A 17,640-nucleotide genomic window follows, 5' to 3' on the forward strand; every position below is an offset into this window, starting at 1 on the left:
CAAGTGTCGCGACGGGCAAATGCCGGGAGGAATGGTCAGACTTTGTCTCAAAGTCCGCGCCGATTGTACAGCCTGTTGCACGTGCGACCGGAAACGCCCTTTGGGGCGTCCGGCATGGAGGGCTAATTGTGTCGTGGACTCAGCCCGAACTTTCCCAGCTCTTGAACGCATCCCGCAGCAGTTCCGGCAGGGCTGTGGCGATGGCGCCGAGTTCCGGCGGCAGGCGGTGGGTGCGGGTCATGGGCAGCGCCATGGGGGCCGGGTCTCCGGCCTTACGCTGGCGCTCCAGCTTGCGGGCGAGGCGGCGGGCATGGGCTTCAGGGGCTGCGAGCAATTCCTGCAGCGCCGCAAGGCGGGCGAGGATCGGGGCGGCCTGAACGGGGCCGCAGGATCGCGCCGCTGCCGACAACCCGTCCCGGTCCATGTCCGGCCCCATGAGGCGGGGCGAGAGGCCCGTGAGGCGGCCCGAGGCTTTCGTCTCGATGCGCGCGGTGCTCGAAGGATGCACGGAAGATGCACGAATGGAGACCGGCGGCAGCACGAGTCCGAGCGCCATCAAAGTGAGAAGCCGCCGGATGATGATTTCGAGCCGCGCGAGTTCCGCCCGGGCGCGCTGTGCGAGCGTGCGTTTGAGGGTGGAGGGGTTGAGATGTGCGTTCGTCATCGCGGCAACGGCGCTCAGCGCACGCTGCGCATGGGCGATGCCGTGACTGACGAAGGCGGACGAGTTGCTCATGGCCGCCAGTATAGGCCGGGCGGGATTAGGGTTGGATAAGGTGGGGGAAGAGGGAGGGGCGCGAGATGTTGGGTGTCGTTGCGCTTGATTCACCCTACGGGACTTTCTTGCATTGCATGAGGTCCCGGCTTTCGCCGGGACTGTGGATGTGGGGTGATATGTGTGAGGCGCGCCCCCTTCTCCCTTGGGCGAAGGGAATAGGTTCAGTTCCGCTCCGCAATCCTCACCAAAGCGGCGTCCATCATTGGCGTGGCGGATGACACGGCGAGGGGGCGTTCGTTGGCGATTATGGCGAAGGTGAGGGTTTGGCCGCTGGCGGCGGTCAGGTAGCCGGAGAGGGCGTTGGTGCCTTTGAGCGTGCCGGTCTTGGCGAAGATCCGGCCTTCGAGAATTGTGCCGCGGAAGCGGCGTTCCAGTGAGCCGTCGACGCCGCCAATGGGGAATGTGTCTTTCCATGCCCTGCCCCAGTCCTGAGCGGCGGCGTAGGTGAGCAGTGTGACGATGGTCCGTGGGCTGACGCGGTTATAGACCGACATGCCGGAGCCATCGAAGAGGTCGTGGCCGTTTGGGGCGGCGCCTGCCTCTTCCAGCAGGGTGTCGACGCGGGCGAGACCGGCCTCGGCTGCGCCGTCTTCATCGATGTGGCCGAGATGGCGCAGCATGAGTTCGGCATAGAGATTCTGGCTGTCCTTGGAAATGTCGGTCAGCGCTTCGGGAAAGGCGGGCGGGGCCAGCGCGGCAAGCGGCGGGTCGCCATCGTCCAAGCCGGTGAAGGCGGCCTCGGGCGGCGTGCCGGGCGGACGATGACGGGCCATGGGCGGGCCTTCGACTGTGATGCCGCGTGCCTGCAGCAGGGCGGTGAGGCGCGTGGCGGCACTGAGGGCCGGATCGTCAAGGCCGAGGGCGAAGCTGCGCGGGGCGCTGCCGGGCGGGACGTGGCCGGCGACGTGCACGATGGCTGTACCGGGCAGATGGGAGACGATGAGATCGTCTTCGGGCGCCTCGTCGCCCTGCCCCGGCCACTCTGCCGTGACTGTGTCGTTGACGATTGTGTAGGCGGCGTCGCCCAGGGCCCAGGTGACATTTGCCGGGGCGCCTTCGCTCGCGGGGGCGACGATGAGCGTGGCGGCATTGTCGTTGACGGTGAGGGCGGATGTGGCGGTGCCGTAGGAGGTCTGCAGGTCGTCCCAGCTCCAGCCGGGGCCCCAGCGCTCATCCGGGAACCATGTGTCGTCGCCGACGACATGGGTGATCTCGGTGAGGCCGATGGCGGAAACGGCGTCGGCCAGCGTGGCGAGGCAGCGGACTTCGCAGTCCGGCGTGTCGGTGAGGTGGGGGTCGCCGCGTCCATGGAGGACGAGCGTGGGGGCGCCGGTTTCGCCGACATCCTCGAGGGCGACGAAGGTGGCGAGGCGCGGGAGCATGGCGGCGAGATCGTCCTGCCAGCGGAAGGCGGCGGCTGTGGTGAAGAGCTTGGTGTTGGAGGCCGGGAGGAAGCGCTGGTCGGGATTGATGGCGGCGATCTCGCGGCCCTGCCCATCCGTGACGAGGAGGCCCCAGCGGATGCCGGCGATTTCGGGCGGATTGAGCGTGGTGTCGAGGTCGCGCTGCAGGGGCGTGACGCAGGCGGCGAGCAGGAGGCAGGCCAGGAGCAGCAGGCTGCGGCAGCGGTTTGGCATCAGTGTCCCCCGGTCGGTTTTCCCTTGGGGGACGTTAGCGCAGGAGCGCGCTGCGCGGGAAGCGAAATACGGGGGCTTGGGGTGGCGGAGGCGCGGGGCGCCCGGAAAGCGGGCTCAGGCGCCGCGGCTTGCGGCCTGTTTCCGGCCGGGCGCGGGGGCGTCTTCGTGGTGCAGCAGGGCTTCGAGGGCGGCGATCCGCTCATCGAGGATGGCAATGCCCTTGCCCGTGGCCACGCCGCGCAAGGCGATGGCATAGCCAAGGGCACCGGTCGCCTGCAGGTCGCGCGTCTCGAGCGTGCCGAGGACCCAGGAGAGCATGACGCCATTGGCGAAATAGGAGAGCGACCGCTCCAGCGCTGCAGACGCAAAGCTGGCCTTGATGAGGCCTTCGGTCTGCGCCGCCTCGATCAGCGCGCGCCAGGCGGCGCTGTTGCGCTCAAGGCGCTCGGGCGTGGCAAGGCCGGTGTCATTCGGGCTGCGCGTGTCTAGGAGGGCTTTCCAGATGGTCTGGTAGAAGTCCGGGTCGTCGGTGAAATAGCTGGAGGCGAGGGCCTGCGCCTCGAACAGGCGCTCCAGGGCATTGGCCGCCTTGATCTTGCTGAAGCGGACGGCGAAGTCGCGCTCGTCCTCGAACACGGCGAGCACGACGGCGCGCTTGGAGCCGAACAGGTTGTACGGCGTCGCGAGGCTGACATCGGCGCGCTTGGCGATCATGCGCATGGACAGGTTGGTGTCGCCCGTCTCGCGGATGAGGTCGCGCGCGGCCTGGACGATGCGGGAGCGCCGCTCGGCCTTGGCCTGCTCGCGTTTGCCGGTCTCTTCGGTCACTGCCTCTCCCATCGGGCTCAGGCCCCTTGCGCGATGCGGTCGATATCAGCCTGATAGTCGAGGGACAATGCCTTGATCATCTCGTTGCGCTCCGGGCCCGCCTTGGGCGGATAGGCCGCCGCGTTGCGCTTGGGGCCGCGCGCCCAATAGTACATGACCTTGGCGAAGTTGCCGGGCTTGCCGAGCCATTTGTTCGGATGCTCGAGCATGTGGAAGCCGCGCATGGCATCGCGCAGCAGCCGCGTGTCGTAGCGCAGGGCGATGCGGACGCCGTCGTCGAAGAAGCCCTGCATGAGGCGGGCGCGAAAACCCGGTTTATAGTCAGGCGTTAGGGCCTGCCGGGCGCGTTTGATGGCCGCGCGGTCCTGGGCGCGCTGGTTGAGGTAATAGGGTTTCAGCTCGGTGAGGAGGCGCTGGTGGAAGGCAACGGAGCGGGCGTCTGGATCGGACGTCTCGTCCAGTGTCTCGCGCAGGACCTGGCCGCTGACGGCGGCGAAAGAGCAGCCGCGTCCATAGAGCGGATTGGTGCGGATCAGCGTGTCGCCGAGGGCGAAATAGTGGCGTGTGAGCGGCTTGCCGTCGACCACAAGATCACGCCAGCGGCTGATCAGGTCCCCCATGCCGTGCACTCTGCCGACCGGATCGGACCGTTCCGAGTCCGTCCATGGGGCAAGGCCCGGCAGAAGCAGGGTCATTGCGTGGAACACGTCGGGGTTCAGGATGGCCTTGCGCAATTCCATCTCGACTTCCGGCACGGCCATCGTGATCGAGAAGCAGCCATTGTCGCCCGGGAAGACGCCGAACTTGAGGAAGCCGAGGTCGCCGCTGGGGGGCGGGTTGTCGATGCGGGAGGGTTCGTCCTTGCCGGGCTTCAGGCGGTAGTGGCGCGTGAAGTAGAGGATGCCGGCGGATTCGGCTTCTTCCGGAAAGTCGACACCATCGGCCTTCAGCTGGTCGATCGTGAAACCGTTCTTGCCGGAGGCGTCGACAATGATGTCGGCGCTGGCCGTGACCTCTTCACCGTCGCTGTCGCCGATGACTCCGCGCACGTTGAGCACACCGTCCGTACCCTTGTCGGTGATGAGACGGCGCACGAGGAAGCCGGAGCGGATGGTGACGTTTTCCAGGCTGCCGACATAGCGGCGCATGGCCAGCTCAAGCGTCGTGCGGCGGCTGGTGATGATGGTGAGTTCGGCGTCGCTCGGTTCGGGACTGTAATCATCCCGCTGCAGGTCGCTGAGCATGGCGTCGAAGGTGAGTTCGCGCACGCCCAGGTCGAGCAGTTCCTGCATAAGGCGTGGATGGTCCCGCTTGATGATGGACCTGAGGCGCGCGAGGAAGGCGTGGCTCTGGCGCAGGTGGCCGACGCCCGTGTGCTTCCACTCATGGAAGACGGTGTCCGGATCATCGCCGGGCGGCGGCGCATCGCGCTCGATGAGCGTGATCTCCCTGCCCGTTGGCGCAAGCGCCAGCGCTGTGCAAAGGCCACCAATGCCCGCACCGATGATGAGAACGGATTCGGTCATCCATCCAGCTCCTTGAGGAAGTCGAGAATGGTTTCGTTGACGGCTTCAGGCGCTTCCTGCTGGGTCCAGTGGCCGGCACCGGGGATCAGCTTGTTGATGCGCAGGTCTGTCACGAACATCGGCATGATCTTGAGGGCTTCTTCGGCCATCATGATGACGCCGTCATTACTGCCCGCGACGAAGAAGGCGGGCTGGGAAATGGTCGTCGGCGCGCCTTCGGTCATTTTCCATGTCAGGTCATGGTTGCGGTAATAGTTCAGCGGGCCGCGCATGCCGGAGCGCTTGAACTCGGCCTCGTAGAAATCGAGATCCTCTTCGCTCACCCAGTCTGGCAGCGTTTCCGGATATGGCAGGCTCGAGAACATGTCATCGTCTTCAGCCTTGGGCGGCAGGGCGGCGAGGTCTGTCTCTCCGCCAGCCATGACGAGGAACTTGCGCAAGGCGGTGCGAATGTCGGCCTCGAATTCGGCCTCCGCAACACCGGGCTCATAGAAATAGAGTTGGTAGAAGAACTGGCCTTTGTACATTTCCCGGAGCATCGCCATGGGCGGAACCGGCGAGCGCGGCAGGAAGGGCACGGACATGGCACCGACCGCCCGGACCTTGTCCGGATGGTGGAGCGCTGTGGCCCAGGCCGTTGGCGCGCCCCAGTCATGCCCGATCACGACGGCTGTTTCATAGCCGAGCGCCGGGATGAGGCCGACAATGTCGTTCACCACTTCGACCTGGTTATAAGCCTCGATGGCCTCCGGCTTGTCGCTCTTGCCATAGCCGCGCATGTCTGGCGCGACGACGTGATAGCCGGCATCGGCCAAAGGCTTGAACTGATGCCGCCAGGAATACCAGGATTCCGGGAAGCCATGGACGAGGAGCACCAATGGCCCCTCGCCGGCTTCGGCAATGTTCAGTTCAATTCCGTTGGTGGCAATGCGACGCTGCGTGACACCCGGCCAGCTCATGCGGCTACCATTTCGCGCACGCCCGGAAGCACTTCGCCGCGCGCGTCCTGATAGCCCTTGGCTTCAGACCACGCGATGCCGCCGCCGACGATAACCGTATCGACGCCATGCGAGTCGCGGACATAGCGATGCCCGTCACCTGGAACGTCGTTGACGAACTTCTCTTCGCCACGCGCGATGGTGGAGGGATCGAAGATTGCAATGTCGGCAATCATGCCTTCCTTCAGCATGCCCCGTTCCGGAATGCCCCAGATGGCGGCTGTGTCGGACGTGATCTTCTTCACGGCGGATTCGACCGTCATCAGGTTCAGGTCGCGCACGAAGTGCGAGAAGAGGTAGCCCGTGTCGCCATAGGTGGAGAAGGAGAGGATGTGCGCGCCGCCATCGCTGGCGCCGATATGGACGCGCGGATGGTTGAGCAGGCCAGCAACCTTTGCATCATCATTGTGGCCCATGCCGGCCGACAGGAAGTGGGCTTCGAGGCCCTCTTCGACCGACAGGTCCATCATGGCTTCGACCGGCGTTGTCTTGCGCAGTTCGGCGATCTCTTTCAGCGTCTTGCCGACATATTTCTGGTTCGCATCGGTCTCGACGTGACGCAGGATCAAGGTAGGCCAGAGGCCCTCGAGCGGCGCGGCTTCCGCAATCAGTTTCACGCGATTTTCGCTGTCGCTGAAGAAGGCACTGATCTCGTCCGGCGTGCCGAAGCGCATGATCTTGTACCAGGTGGGGAAGCGCATGAAGAGGAGGCTCGGCACCGAGAAGCTGAAGCTGATGTCGATGGGACGGGTCTGGACCTGTGGCCATACGCGGGCGCCGCGGGCGAATTGTTCGTCAACGCGGGCCATGACACGGTTCACGGCGTCGACATTGTCGGCGTTCATGAAGAGGGGCGAGAACGTGGTCGGGATATTGTACTTCAGCGACAGCTCGGCGAGCTGGTCGAGGCGGGCGATGGTGAGATCGGAATCGTAGAATTCCGGCACGATCTGCAGGACGCGGCCATATTCGCCGAGCACGCTGGCGAGGGCATCGACTTCACGGGCATCAGCGTAGCGGCTTGGCACCGGCTGGAGCTTTTCGTCCATGTCGACATAGCTGGTCGAGAGACCGGCAGCGCCGGCATCGAGGCATTCACGCAGGACGCTCTGCATTTCGGCGATCTCGGCATCGGTTGCCGTGCGCTCGGTGGCGGCTTCATTCATGACCCAGAGACGGATGACCGAGTGGCCGACGAGCGGCGCCACATTGATGGCGAGGCCCTTGCGGATGCGCGTGATGTATTCGGAGAATGTTTCCCAGTCCCAGACGACGCCTTCCTTGAAGGCCTTGAGCGGCATCTCTTCGATCTGGTTGAACATGCCGACCAGTCTCATGCGGTGCTTGGCCTTGAGCGGCGCGAGCGAGAGCGAGCAGTTGCCGGGCACGATGGTCGTGACGCCGTGCGCGAGGGCCGGCTTGGCGCAGCCATCCCAGAGGAGCTGGGCATCGAAGTGGGTGTGGGGATCAATGAAGCCCGGCGCGACGATCTTGCCGGCGGCGTCGATTTCCTCGCGTGCGGATTCCGGCACCTGGCCGATCTTGACGATGCGATTGCCCATGACGGCCACGTCGGCCTTGAAAGCCGGCAGGCCTGAGCCGTCGACCACTTTTCCATTCCTGATGACAAGATCATACATGTCGATGTCCCTCCATTATTATTGTTGTGTTGAATTCGAATTCACAAATCTGTTCGACGCGGCCTCAAGGGCATCGCGCACATGGTGCCAGCCCTGCCCGATCAGGGCGTCCGGCGTGGTCGCGCCGCAGCTGTCCATCAGGACACGCACGGCATATTCATCGAGGGCGACAAGTGTCTGGCCGCCATTCTCGTATTGCAGGGTCACGTTGAGCTCGGCATCCCCGTCATGGGCTGCGGCGAGTTCGACCCGGCTGATGACCGCGCCGCTCATCCGTAAGCGAGCGGCGGCTCAACGAAGATCACATCGCTCGGCAGGATGTTGTTGCTGCCCGTGCCCATGCGGGCCGCGGCGCGCATGTAGACGTGGAGGTTCCAGCTTTGAAGGCTGGCGATGGCGTCTTTTTCGGAAAGATCCGGCAGTTCGCGACTGGCGATATGGCTCCAGTCGTCCCCTACTTGGGGCAGGATGGATTTGCGAACGCGCGAAAGCTGTTCAACCGGCATATGTATTCCTCCGTCATTTTTCATAATTAGAACGCGTTCTAATTATTTGACAAGCTATGACGCAGAGGAAGGGAATGGGGCGGGTTAGAGGCGGCGTGCGCCGATCGTGACGCCGAGGTGGAGGGTTTCGCCAGGCTGCAGGATTCTGAGGCCCGCCTCGCGCATGTCGTCCGCCTCGAAGGCGCCGGTGCAGTGCGTTACGGGTTCGAAACAGAAATAAGGTTCATTCGCGGGCGTGTAGACGACGCAATGGGTCGCGTCGCCCGTTGCCTTGAGGGTGAGGTCGAGGCCTGCGTCGGCCTGCGTGATGCGCGCCGTTCCGGGCCAGCCGTCGAAACAGTGATCGAGGACGCAATTCGAGACCAGGCGGAGCGTGGCGAAACTGTTGGTGCTGTCGGGAGCCTTCGGCGTGGGGGCCGTGTCGCCCAGGGGTGGCCAGATGCGTTTGGCAGCGAACTGGAGGCGTGTGGAGGCTGTGCGCGGGAAATAGGGATGGAAGCCGAGGCCTGCCGGCATGGGCGTTTGGCCGGTGTTCCGGAGTGTGAGCGACAGGCCTATGCCCGCCTTGCCGACGGTTATTTCCTGCAGGCATTCATAGGGCCAGGGCCAGCCATTGCCGCCGGTGAGGCGAAGCACGGCGCGGGAACTGTCCTGCTCCACGACATCCCACGCACGCTGCCAGCCCTCGCCATGGATGACATGTTCGTCGCCTTCCCAGTTGGGTGCGAGCTGGTGCGTCTTGCCCTCGAAAGTGAATTGGCCCCGCCGGATTCGGTTGGAATAGGGAACGAGGGGGAAGCAGGCGGACTCCAGCGCGCTGGACGGACCAGTCGTCAGGTCGCGCCGGAGGATGTCCACGCCTTCATACGTGGCTGAGACGATGCGGCCGCCGCGAGCCGCGTCGATCTCGACTTCATATCCATGGGCGGCGATGCGCACGACGGCCTGTGCAGGACTGGCCGTCGTGCGCGTAAGATCAGTATTATTCACTCAGACAGGTTTCCTGCGCATCTTCATCTTCGGAGAAATGGACATCCGTCACGGCGACCGTACCTGCGCCCTCTACCTTGAGACTGAAGGGCGATGTCACGGCTTTCATGTCCATGGCCGTGAGGCAGCTGAGCGAGAGGCGGACCTCGGTCCATTCATTCGCATTGGCGACCTCGGCCGGGAGCGTGTCATAGCCCGCGCAATCATCGGCTTCGCACTGCATGCCGATCTCGACCTTGCCGGCCGTGCTGGACTTCAGCATCAGCGTCAGTTCCATGTCGCCATTGGTTTCGCGCAGGAAATCGCGGGCCGTGCCGTCCTTGAAGGCGACGCTGCCCCCTGCCCCGCCGAAGGTGAAGAGGAGCGCGTCTTCCTGGGCGTTGTGGTCGACGCGGGATTGCGTGACGTCGCCCGTGAGCTCCGCCGCCCAGTCGGAGACGAAGCTGCCATTCTCGAAGAAGACGCTGTTGGCGCGCGCTGACACGAGGTCGGCACTGACCGTTTCATCAAGATCAGATGGGACAGCGCCCGGCGCGGCATAGGAGAGGCCATAGCCATAGGCGAAGAGCGGATCGTAGACAGCGTCGCCAACATTCAGCGGCTGCTGGTCGGCGGCGCGCGGCCAGGAGAATGAAAGCTTGCCGGTGAAGTCGTAACGCGGCTGGCCTTCGGCATCGGCGATGAGGAGGTCGGCAATGCCGGCGCCTTCGCTGCCCGGCCACCATGCGGCGACAAAGGCATCAGACGCATTGAGTTCCGGATTCACCCACATCGGACGGCCAGAGAGGAAGACTGTCACCACGGGGATGCCGTCTGCCTTCAGCTTCTGGAGCAGGTTGCGTTCTTTCGTGCCATCAATGTCATAGGCGAGGTGGTCGACGTCTCCGCGGAATTCCGCATACGGCTCTTCACCGAAGACGATGATGGCGACGTCCGGCTTGGCCGTGTAGCTGCCATCTGCGTTATACGTGACATTCGCAGCAGCGCCCTGGAGCCCATCCAGTATGGAATCGGCATTCGGGAAGAGGTCGTTCGACATGCCGCCGCCCTGCCATGTCAGGGTCCAGCCGCCCGCCTGTTTGGAAATATTGTCGGCGCCGTTACCGGCCACGAGAATCTTTGCATCCGGTTTGATGGGAAGGACGGAGCCTTCATTCTTGAGGAGAACAAGCGATTCCCTCACGGCTTGGCGTGCCACGGCGCGATGCTCGGGAGAACCGAGAATCTCCGTCCGTCCTGACAGCGGACGCTCAGACGGGCGCGCCTGGTCGAAGACCTTGTAATAGAACTTGGCGCGCAGGATGCGGCGGACGGCATCATCGAGGCGGGCCATCGGGATTTCGCCGGATTTCACTTCGGCGAGCGTGTTCTTGTAGAGGCCCTTCCAGCTGTCAGGCGCCATATACATGTCGAGGCCGGCGAGCAGCGCTGCCGGGCAGTCTTCAGTTGTACATCCCTCCAGCTGGCCATGCGCATTCCAGTCCCCCACGACGAATCCGTTGAAGCCCATACGCCCCTTCAGGACATCGGTGAGCAGGTAATGATCGCCATGAATCTTGGAGCCGTTCCAGCTTGAGAAGGACGCCATGACAGAAAGGGCGCCGGCTTCAATGGCGGGCGGATAGCCAGCCGCATGCAACCGCACCAGATCGGCTTCCGGCAGGATGGCATCGCCCTGGTCCTTGCCGCCGTCTGTACCGCCATCCCCCAGGAAGTGCTTGGCCGTAGAGATGACATGCTCGTCGCTCAGGAAGTCATCGGAGCCGAAAACGCCCTGAAGGCCTTCCACGATGCGTGGGGAATAGGCGCTGACAATTTCCGGGTCTTCGCCGAAGCCTTCATAGGAGCGTCCCCAGCGGCTGTCGCGGGGCACGGCCACTGTCGGCGCGAATGTCCAGTCATGGCCTGTGACGCGCAATTCCGCCGCGGTGACGCGGGCAATCTCGCCCATCAGCTCAGGGTCGCGCATCGCGCCGAGCCCGATATTGTGCGGGAAGAGCGTGCCGCCGATCACATTATTATGGCCGTGGACCGCATCGATGCCCCAGAGGATCGGGATGGCAACTTCAACGCCTTCGGGGTCGACGGACGCCATATAATAGGCATCAACTGCCGCGACCCATTCGTCAGCGGTTCCGTATTGCTTGCCATTGGGGCCGGAATTGCCGCCGCTCAGGACGGAACCGAGCCGGTATTCCTTGACCTCTTCCGGCGTGACCGATCCGTTATCAGCCTGAATGACCTGGCCGACCTTCTGCTCGATCGTCATCCTGGCCATCAGCTCATCGATGCGTGCTTCAATGTCAGGATCGATTAGGTTGCTTTCGACAGCAGGCCAGAGTTCAACCTCACCTTCCAGGGCCGCTTGAGCCTCCGGTGCGGGTTGCTGTGTCTCGGCGCTATCGAGATTTGCGGGTGCCGCTGTGTTGCAGGCTGCCAGCAGCAAGGCTGAAAAGCCGAGCAGTGCCCCTTTTTGCGAGTCCATTGCCATTCCTGTTCCTCCCGGGATGATTCACCCTTTGCGGGCATTATGGGTCGCCATCCATTTTGCGGCCCCTTCGGAAGAAGGGTTGCGCGGAAAAATGATGGCGTTAACATTTTGGCTAAACGAAAATGAGCCCCGGTTCAACGGGAAACGAACTCAGGGGAGAAAACATCATGATTCATCCGGCGCGAAGATCGTTTATCCCGACTATTCTGACCCCGCTCTTAGCCCTGTTTTTCTGCATGATTCCTTCGGCCTGCGCACAGGTGCCGCCTGTTGCGGAGCTTTTGTCCGATGCGCCAGCCGCGCAGGTTTCCACCGAGCAAGGCGCGCGAGGCTTCCCGCTTTTCGAGAATGGCGTGGCGACGACCATTCTCGTTGATCCGGACGATGATCCGGGAATTCTGCGCGCCGTGCGCAACCTGCAAGCCGACCTCGAAGCCCGCGGGTCTGCCCGCCCTGAGATCAACACGGCCATTCCAAAACATGCGGACAACCTGATCATTGTCGGCTCGCTCGCGAAGTCGCGCTGGATCGCGGACCTGAAGGCCAGTGGCCATGTGACGGACACGGGCCTAAGCGGGGAATGGGAAGCGTTCGCTCAGGAAGTTGTGGAGCGCCCTTTCGATGGCGTGGAGCGTGCGCTCGTCATCACCGGCTCGGACAAGCGTGGGACGATCTATGGCGTCTATGACCTGCTGGACCGGGCCGGCGTGTCGCCGTGGAACTGGTGGGCCGACGTGCCGATCGCGCCGGTCGATGCGCTCTACGTGGCGCCTGGGCGGCGTGTGGAAAAGCCGGAGGTCAAGTATCGCGGCATCTTCCTGAACGACGAGAACCCTGCCCTACTCGACTGGGTAAACGAGACATTCGGCGGCTTCAATCACGCCTTCTACGAGCGCGTTTTCGAACTGCTGCTGCGCCAGAAGGCCAATTACCTGTGGCCCGCCATGTGGGGCAAGGCGTTCTATGATGACGACCCGATGAACGCCGTGCTGGCCGATGAATACGGCATCGTCATCGGCACATCCCATCACGAACCGCTGGGTCGCGCTCATGTGGAGTGGGAGCGCTATGGCGAGGGCGACTGGAACTATGCCACCAACAAGGACACGCTGCAGGATTTCTGGCGTTATGGCGTCGAGCGAATTGGCGACCACGAGGCAATCGTGACGATCGGCATGCGCGGCGATGGCGATGAGGCGATGGCAGAGGGCACGGCGATTGACCTGCTTGAAGAGATCGTCTCGGACCAGCGCAAGATCATCGAAGACGTGACCGGCGCGCCTGCGGAAGAGACGCCGCAGCTCTGGGCGCTCTACAAGGAAGTGCAGGATTATTACGACAAGGGCATGGATGCGCCCGGCGACGTCACGCTGCTGTTTGCCGATGATAATTGGGGCAATATCCGCCGCCTGCCGGAGCTGGGGAGTGAGCGGCCCGGCGGCTATGGGGTCTACTACCACTTTGATTATGTGGGCGACCCCCGGAACTATAAATGGATCAACACGACGCAGATCGAGCGCGTGTGGGAACAGATGAACCTCGCCGATGCATACGGCGCCAAGCAGATATGGATCGTGAATGTCGGTGACCTGAAGCCTATGGAATTCCCGATCAGCTTCTTCATGGACATGGCGTGGGACCCGTCTGACTTGCCGCTGGAACGGCTGGCGGATTATCCGGAGACATGGGCTGCGGAACAGTTCGGGCCCGAGCATGCGGCAGAGATCGGCGAGATGCTGACGGCCTATACGCGCTTCAATGCGCGGCGGAAGCCGGAGCTGCTGGAGCCTGGCACATACAGCTTGGTCAATTTCAATGAGGCGAACCGGATTGTCGCCGAATATGAGGCGCTGGCGGAACGCGCGACATCTGTCGGCGAGCAGCTGCCGGAATCCTATCAGGACGCTTACAGGCAGCTGGTGTGGTTTCCGATCCATGCAGCAGCGAACCTGTATGCGCTCTATGTGGCGGCCGCGAAGAACCAGCTCTACGCTAGGCAGGGCCGCGCCGAGACTAACGCCATGGCGGACAGGGTCGATGCCCTGTTCGAGAAGGATGATGAGCTGACGCGAATCTATCACGAGGACATCGCTGACGGGAAATGGAACCACATGATGGCCCAGACCCATATCGGCTACACGTACTGGCAACAGCCCGAGCAAGACAACAAGCCGGAGACGGTGCGCATTGAGGTTCCGGAAGCGGCGGGGCTGGGCGTCACTGTTCCGGGGACGGAGGCGATTTCGACGGGGTCTGATACCAAGCTAACGATGCCTCTGTTCGCGCCTTATGGCCGTTCAGTGCAGACATTCGATGTGTTCAATCGCGGACAGGCGCCGTTTGAATTTGCGGTCATGTCGGATGCAGACTGGGTCGAGGTGTCTGCGCCCGAAGCAGAGGTTGCGATACAAAGCCCCGTGACTGTCTCGATCGACTGGCACCTTGCGCCCGAGGGGCGGGCCGATGCGACAGTGTGGGTCACGAGCGGCGACGTGCGCATACCTGTCAGCGTTCCGACGCATAAGTTCAGTGTGCCAGCGGGCAGCGATGCCTTTGTCGAAACGGATGGCATTGTCAGCTTTGCAGCGAGTGCGGCGCAGACTGTTCAGGATGGCGTGGAGGTGACCTGGAAGGTGATCCCGAACCTAGGCCGGACGGGTGACAGTATCAGCGTGTTTCCGGTGACGGCTGATAGCCAGGTGCCGGGGGCGGCCGGTTCTCCAAGCCTGTCTTACGATATCTACGTCACAGAGCCGGGTGACTATACGGTCTATACGACCTTGGCGCCCAGTCTCGATTTTCGCGGCAAGGGGGGGCTGAAATATGCCGTCTCCGTGAATGACGAGGCGCCGCAGGTGGTCAACATCAATGCCGACACGTCGCAGGCCGCATGGGAGAAGACTGTCGCCGATTATGCAAACGTTCAGGAGACAAAACACAGGATAGAGGCCGCGGGCGTGCAGCGCGTCACACTATGGGCCGTTGATCCCGGTGTGGTGTTCCAGCATGTCACGGTCGCGCGGCGGCCTCTGCCCCCGTCCTATCTGGGACCGCCGCCGAGCGTTCAGGCTGGCAACTAGGCTCAGGGATTGGCGCCCGGTGCCTGCGCATAGAGACCGAAGACGGCGCCGACAAATCCGCCAGCGACATGCGTGCTGAGAATCTTGCCGTCGAGGCCGTCGGCTAGCGTGATCCAGTCACTATCTCCATCAAGGCGATAGGCGAAATCATAGACATCGCCTCGTGCCGTAATGCGTAGCTGGATCGGCCTGCCGGGCGTCAATGCTATGGTTTGGGCGGCAACTTGCTCACCTTCGACCGGATCGTCAGGGCCCGCCTTACGGCGGAGTTTGATTGCGAGGCCGCCTGCCTCGTTTCGGACGATGCCCATGGCGTAAAAGTAATCATCGTTCTGGAGCACGGCGAGGCCGGCTTCCTCACCTGCCGTTTCCGGCGTGAAGATAAGGGAGGTTTCGGCTGTGGCGTTCTGGTGCTGCTGTCGCCTGCCCCAGAAAGAGGGCTGTGCGCCTGCGCCAATGTCAACAGGGCGCGGTTCGAGCCTCAGGTCGCCATCTTTCAATGTCCACCATTGCGAGGTGGGAACGCGCAGGGTCATCCAGCTGAACGGCAGACGGTCTGCATCAAATTCCTCGACATAGTCGAAGTTTCCGGTGAGCGGCACGGGGGGCGCCTCTGCTTGCGCAGCGGATGGCCTCTCGGACACGAAATGCGGCACAAGCTCACCCTTCGGCAGGATCACGGGCCAACCTGTGGACCAGTCAACCGGGAGCAGGAAGGTCTCGCGGCCGGTATTGTAGAAATCATCCTCATAGGGACGCACGCCGAGGAATGTGGCCCACCATTGCCCTGCCCCATCCTGCACGAGATCGGCATGACCGACCGACGTGATCGGATCAGCGCGGTCTTCCGGCTGGTCGCGCTGCGTCAGGATCGGGTTGCCGTCATAGGCGACATAGGGACCGGTCACGGTCTTAGACCTGAGAACGACCTGGGAATGGTCAACCGCCGTGCCGCCCTCGGCCGCGCTCAGGTAGTACCAGTCACCGATGCGGTAGATATGCGGGCCTTCGATCCAGATCGGCTTCTCTTCAGGATGCACACCGCCATCAATCAGGACAACGGGTTCGGAGATGGACTGGAATGTTTTCGGATCGACCTCGCGAATCCAGATCGCACGGTGACCTTCGTATCGGGCCTCTTCGGGCGGGGCATCATTGTTGATGGCATAGACCTTTCCATCCTCATCGAAGAAGAGCGAGGGGTCGATGCCGCCGACCTCGGGCAGCCAGATCGGATCTGACCACGGGCCGGCCGGGTCTTTCGTTGTGACGATAAAGTTGCCACCACAGTCGACGCAGGTATTGCCGACGTAGAATGTGCCGTCATGGAATTCGATTGTCGGCGCAAAGACGCCGCGCGACAGGCCGAGGCCGTCAAAGTCCAGCATGCCGGAGCGATCAATCACATTGCCGACCTGCTCCCAGTTGACGAGGTCGCGGCTGTGCATGACTGGAATGCCGGGAAAATAGCCGAATGTGGAGGTCACCAAGTAATAGTCGTCGCCTGCGCGTGTGACGCTGGGGTCCGGATAGAAGCCTGCAAGTACGGGATTGAGATAGCCTGTTGACAGGTCTCCCGCCGCCTCGAAGGCCGGGTCGTTGCCGGAATACCTGAACCATTCAAAGCGCGCGGCTGAGACAGTATCATCCGTTGCGGGCGTTACTCGTGGTGAATCGCCTTTGTCCGATCTGCCGCAAGCGCCCAACAAAAGCAGCGCCACTACGAACGCTGCGTGCCCTATGGATCTTGCCAAAACCATGCGCCGAATTCCTCCGCTGTCTTTTTTTGTTTTCGCCCCGGTCGCCTATGGACGTTTCGACCCGAGGAATGATAGCGTTACCATAATAAGTGGACAGGTCCGGCGTCAACTCGGCCTGTTTCGAGAAAAATCATGGGAGGACCAGCATGTCCAAAATCTCTCGCCGGGAGTGGCTTGCATTGGCAAGCGCTTCATCCGCCTTCGGATTGAGTGCCTGCGCGACGCCGAATGGCGCCGCTGAAACGCAGCCCCTTCAAACGCTCGCTGCCGCGAAGGGTATGCGGTTTGGCTCCGCTATGGGCGCAGGCCAGCTGGATGATGCCCGCTACCGGGAAATCATGTTGCGTGAGTGCTCCACCATGGTGGCTGAGAACGAGTTCAAATGGTACTCGGTCTATCCCGCGCCGGACGTCGTGAATTTTGAGCCCGCTGACCGGCTCTTCGCCTTCGCTGGCGAGAATGGACTGACCATGCGCGGGCATACGCTGCTTTGGCATCGACCGGAATACTCGCCGCAATGGGTCAATGATCTTGAATTCGAGAGCGCCTCTGCAACGGCTGACTTTGTTGAAGAAAAGATCGCGCGTGTCGTCGATCGCTATGCTCCCGGTATTTACGCCTGGGATGTCGTCAATGAGGCGATTGATGACCAGACAGGCAAATTTCGCGAGACCTCGCTGAGCGCAAAAATGGGCGAACAGCTGATTGATCATGCCTTCCATGTTGCCAAGGCTCACGCGCCGAATGCGCGGCTCGTCTACAATGACTTCATGAGCTGGGAAACGACCAGCACCGCTCACCGCGCGGGCGTGCTCCGGTTTCTCGAGCGCCTACTGTCTCGCGGTGTGCCGCTCGATGGCCTAGGCATCCAGAGCCATTCGAATTATGAAATGCCGGATGAGTACACGACGGACAAGCAACGCGAATGGGTTGCCTTCTGTGATGAGGTCGCGGGCATGGGCCTCGAAATGTACATCACGGAATTTGATGTGAACGATACGCGCCTAAAGCCCGACATTGCCTATCGTGATGCGCTTATTGCCACTTACACGCGCGATTATTTCGATCTGATGCTCGCCTATCCGCAGGTCAAGGAGGTGCTCGCCTGGGGGATGGTGGACGACCAGAACTGGCTTCAGGGCTTCCTTCCGCGCGCCGACGGTGTCCTCAAACGGCCGACTTTGTATGACAAGGACTACAAGCCGAAAGCTATCCGGGAAGCCTTGGCAGCCGCCTTCAAGGCCGCGCCGTATCGGCAGCCGATATAATCCTGCTCCGGGAAATACAGCCATAATTTTGTGTTTTTTGAGGGTTTGGCATCCAAAAGTTCATCAATTGCGAGGAGAATAACCTTGCCAACTCAGTCTTCGGATAGTTAGAGGCTGAAGCCCCCATAATGGCACAGT

General features: G+C 62.4%; 13 protein-coding genes. 2 read left to right on the forward strand and 11 right to left on the reverse strand.

The window, feature by feature from the left end; genetic code table 11:
- Positions 1-139: 139 nt before the first annotated feature.
- From HY30_RS17105 to HY30_RS17150, 10 genes are all read right to left on the reverse strand, one after another.
- The gene (locus HY30_RS17105) at positions 140-736 is read right to left on the reverse strand and encodes a hypothetical protein (protein ID WP_034743680.1); all 597 of its coding nucleotides are present in this window, start codon (positions 734-736) and stop codon (positions 140-142) included.
- 203 nt (positions 737-939) lie between these two features.
- On the reverse strand, positions 940-2,415 hold the full coding sequence (dacB, locus tag HY30_RS17110) for a D-alanyl-D-alanine carboxypeptidase/D-alanyl-D-alanine endopeptidase (protein WP_034743683.1): 1,476 nt from the start codon (positions 2,413-2,415) through the stop codon (positions 940-942).
- A 114-nt stretch (positions 2,416-2,529) separates the two neighbouring features.
- The gene (locus HY30_RS17115) at positions 2,530-3,243 is read right to left on the reverse strand and encodes a TetR/AcrR family transcriptional regulator (RefSeq protein ID WP_241765769.1); all 714 of its coding nucleotides are present in this window, start codon (positions 3,241-3,243) and stop codon (positions 2,530-2,532) included.
- A gap of 17 nt (positions 3,244-3,260) precedes the next feature.
- Positions 3,261-4,769 (reverse strand): NAD(P)/FAD-dependent oxidoreductase, encoded by a 1,509-nt coding sequence (locus tag HY30_RS17120; protein WP_034743686.1) that lies wholly within the window; start codon positions 4,767-4,769, stop codon positions 3,261-3,263.
- Complete coding sequence (locus HY30_RS17125) at positions 4,766-5,728, reverse strand: alpha/beta fold hydrolase (RefSeq protein ID WP_034743690.1); 963 nt, start codon at positions 5,726-5,728, stop codon at positions 4,766-4,768. The genes HY30_RS17120 and HY30_RS17125 overlap by 4 nt, the downstream gene beginning before the upstream one ends.
- Positions 5,725-7,407, reverse strand: coding sequence for an N-acyl-D-amino-acid deacylase family protein (locus tag HY30_RS17130; protein ID WP_034743693.1), 1,683 nt, complete (start codon positions 7,405-7,407; stop codon positions 5,725-5,727). Before HY30_RS17130 ends, HY30_RS17125 begins: the two co-directional genes overlap by 4 nt.
- Positions 7,408-7,425: 18 nt before the next feature.
- Complete coding sequence (locus HY30_RS17135; protein WP_034743696.1) at positions 7,426-7,680, reverse strand: hypothetical protein; 255 nt, start codon at positions 7,678-7,680, stop codon at positions 7,426-7,428.
- Entirely contained in the window at positions 7,677-7,913 is a 237-nt protein-coding gene (locus HY30_RS17140) for a hypothetical protein (RefSeq protein WP_034743699.1), read from the reverse strand. The genes HY30_RS17135 and HY30_RS17140 overlap by 4 nt, the downstream gene beginning before the upstream one ends.
- Positions 7,914-7,997: 84 nt before the next feature.
- A complete protein-coding gene (locus HY30_RS17145) occupies positions 7,998-8,903 on the reverse strand; it encodes an aldose 1-epimerase (protein WP_051615643.1) in 906 nt (301 codons plus the stop codon).
- The gene (locus HY30_RS17150; protein WP_034743702.1) at positions 8,896-11,394 is read right to left on the reverse strand and encodes a glycoside hydrolase family 3 protein; all 2,499 of its coding nucleotides are present in this window, start codon (positions 11,392-11,394) and stop codon (positions 8,896-8,898) included. The genes HY30_RS17145 and HY30_RS17150 overlap by 8 nt, the downstream gene beginning before the upstream one ends.
- A 281-nt stretch (positions 11,395-11,675) precedes the next feature.
- Here HY30_RS17150 and HY30_RS17155 point away from each other — a divergent pair, with 281 nt between their 5' ends.
- Positions 11,676-14,474: a glycosyl hydrolase 115 family protein gene (locus tag HY30_RS17155; protein ID WP_162176971.1), complete on the forward strand. Its 2,799-nt coding sequence runs from the start codon at positions 11,676-11,678 to the stop codon at positions 14,472-14,474.
- 2 nt (positions 14,475-14,476) lie between these two features.
- Here the strand turns inward: HY30_RS17155 and HY30_RS17160 are convergent, their stop codons facing one another.
- Complete coding sequence (locus tag HY30_RS17160; RefSeq protein ID WP_081812341.1) at positions 14,477-16,234, reverse strand: glycoside hydrolase family 43 protein; 1,758 nt, start codon at positions 16,232-16,234, stop codon at positions 14,477-14,479.
- A gap of 146 nt (positions 16,235-16,380) precedes the next feature.
- On the opposite strand from HY30_RS17160, the gene HY30_RS17165 reads away from it, so the two are divergent.
- The gene (locus HY30_RS17165; protein WP_034743706.1) at positions 16,381-17,502 is read left to right on the forward strand and encodes an endo-1,4-beta-xylanase; all 1,122 of its coding nucleotides are present in this window, start codon (positions 16,381-16,383) and stop codon (positions 17,500-17,502) included.
- Positions 17,503-17,640 lie beyond the last annotated feature (138 nt).

Origin of the sequence: Hyphomonas chukchiensis, from assembly GCF_000682695.1 — a bacterium.
In the GTDB taxonomy this organism is placed as follows: Bacteria; Pseudomonadota; Alphaproteobacteria; order Caulobacterales; family Hyphomonadaceae; genus Hyphomonas; species Hyphomonas chukchiensis.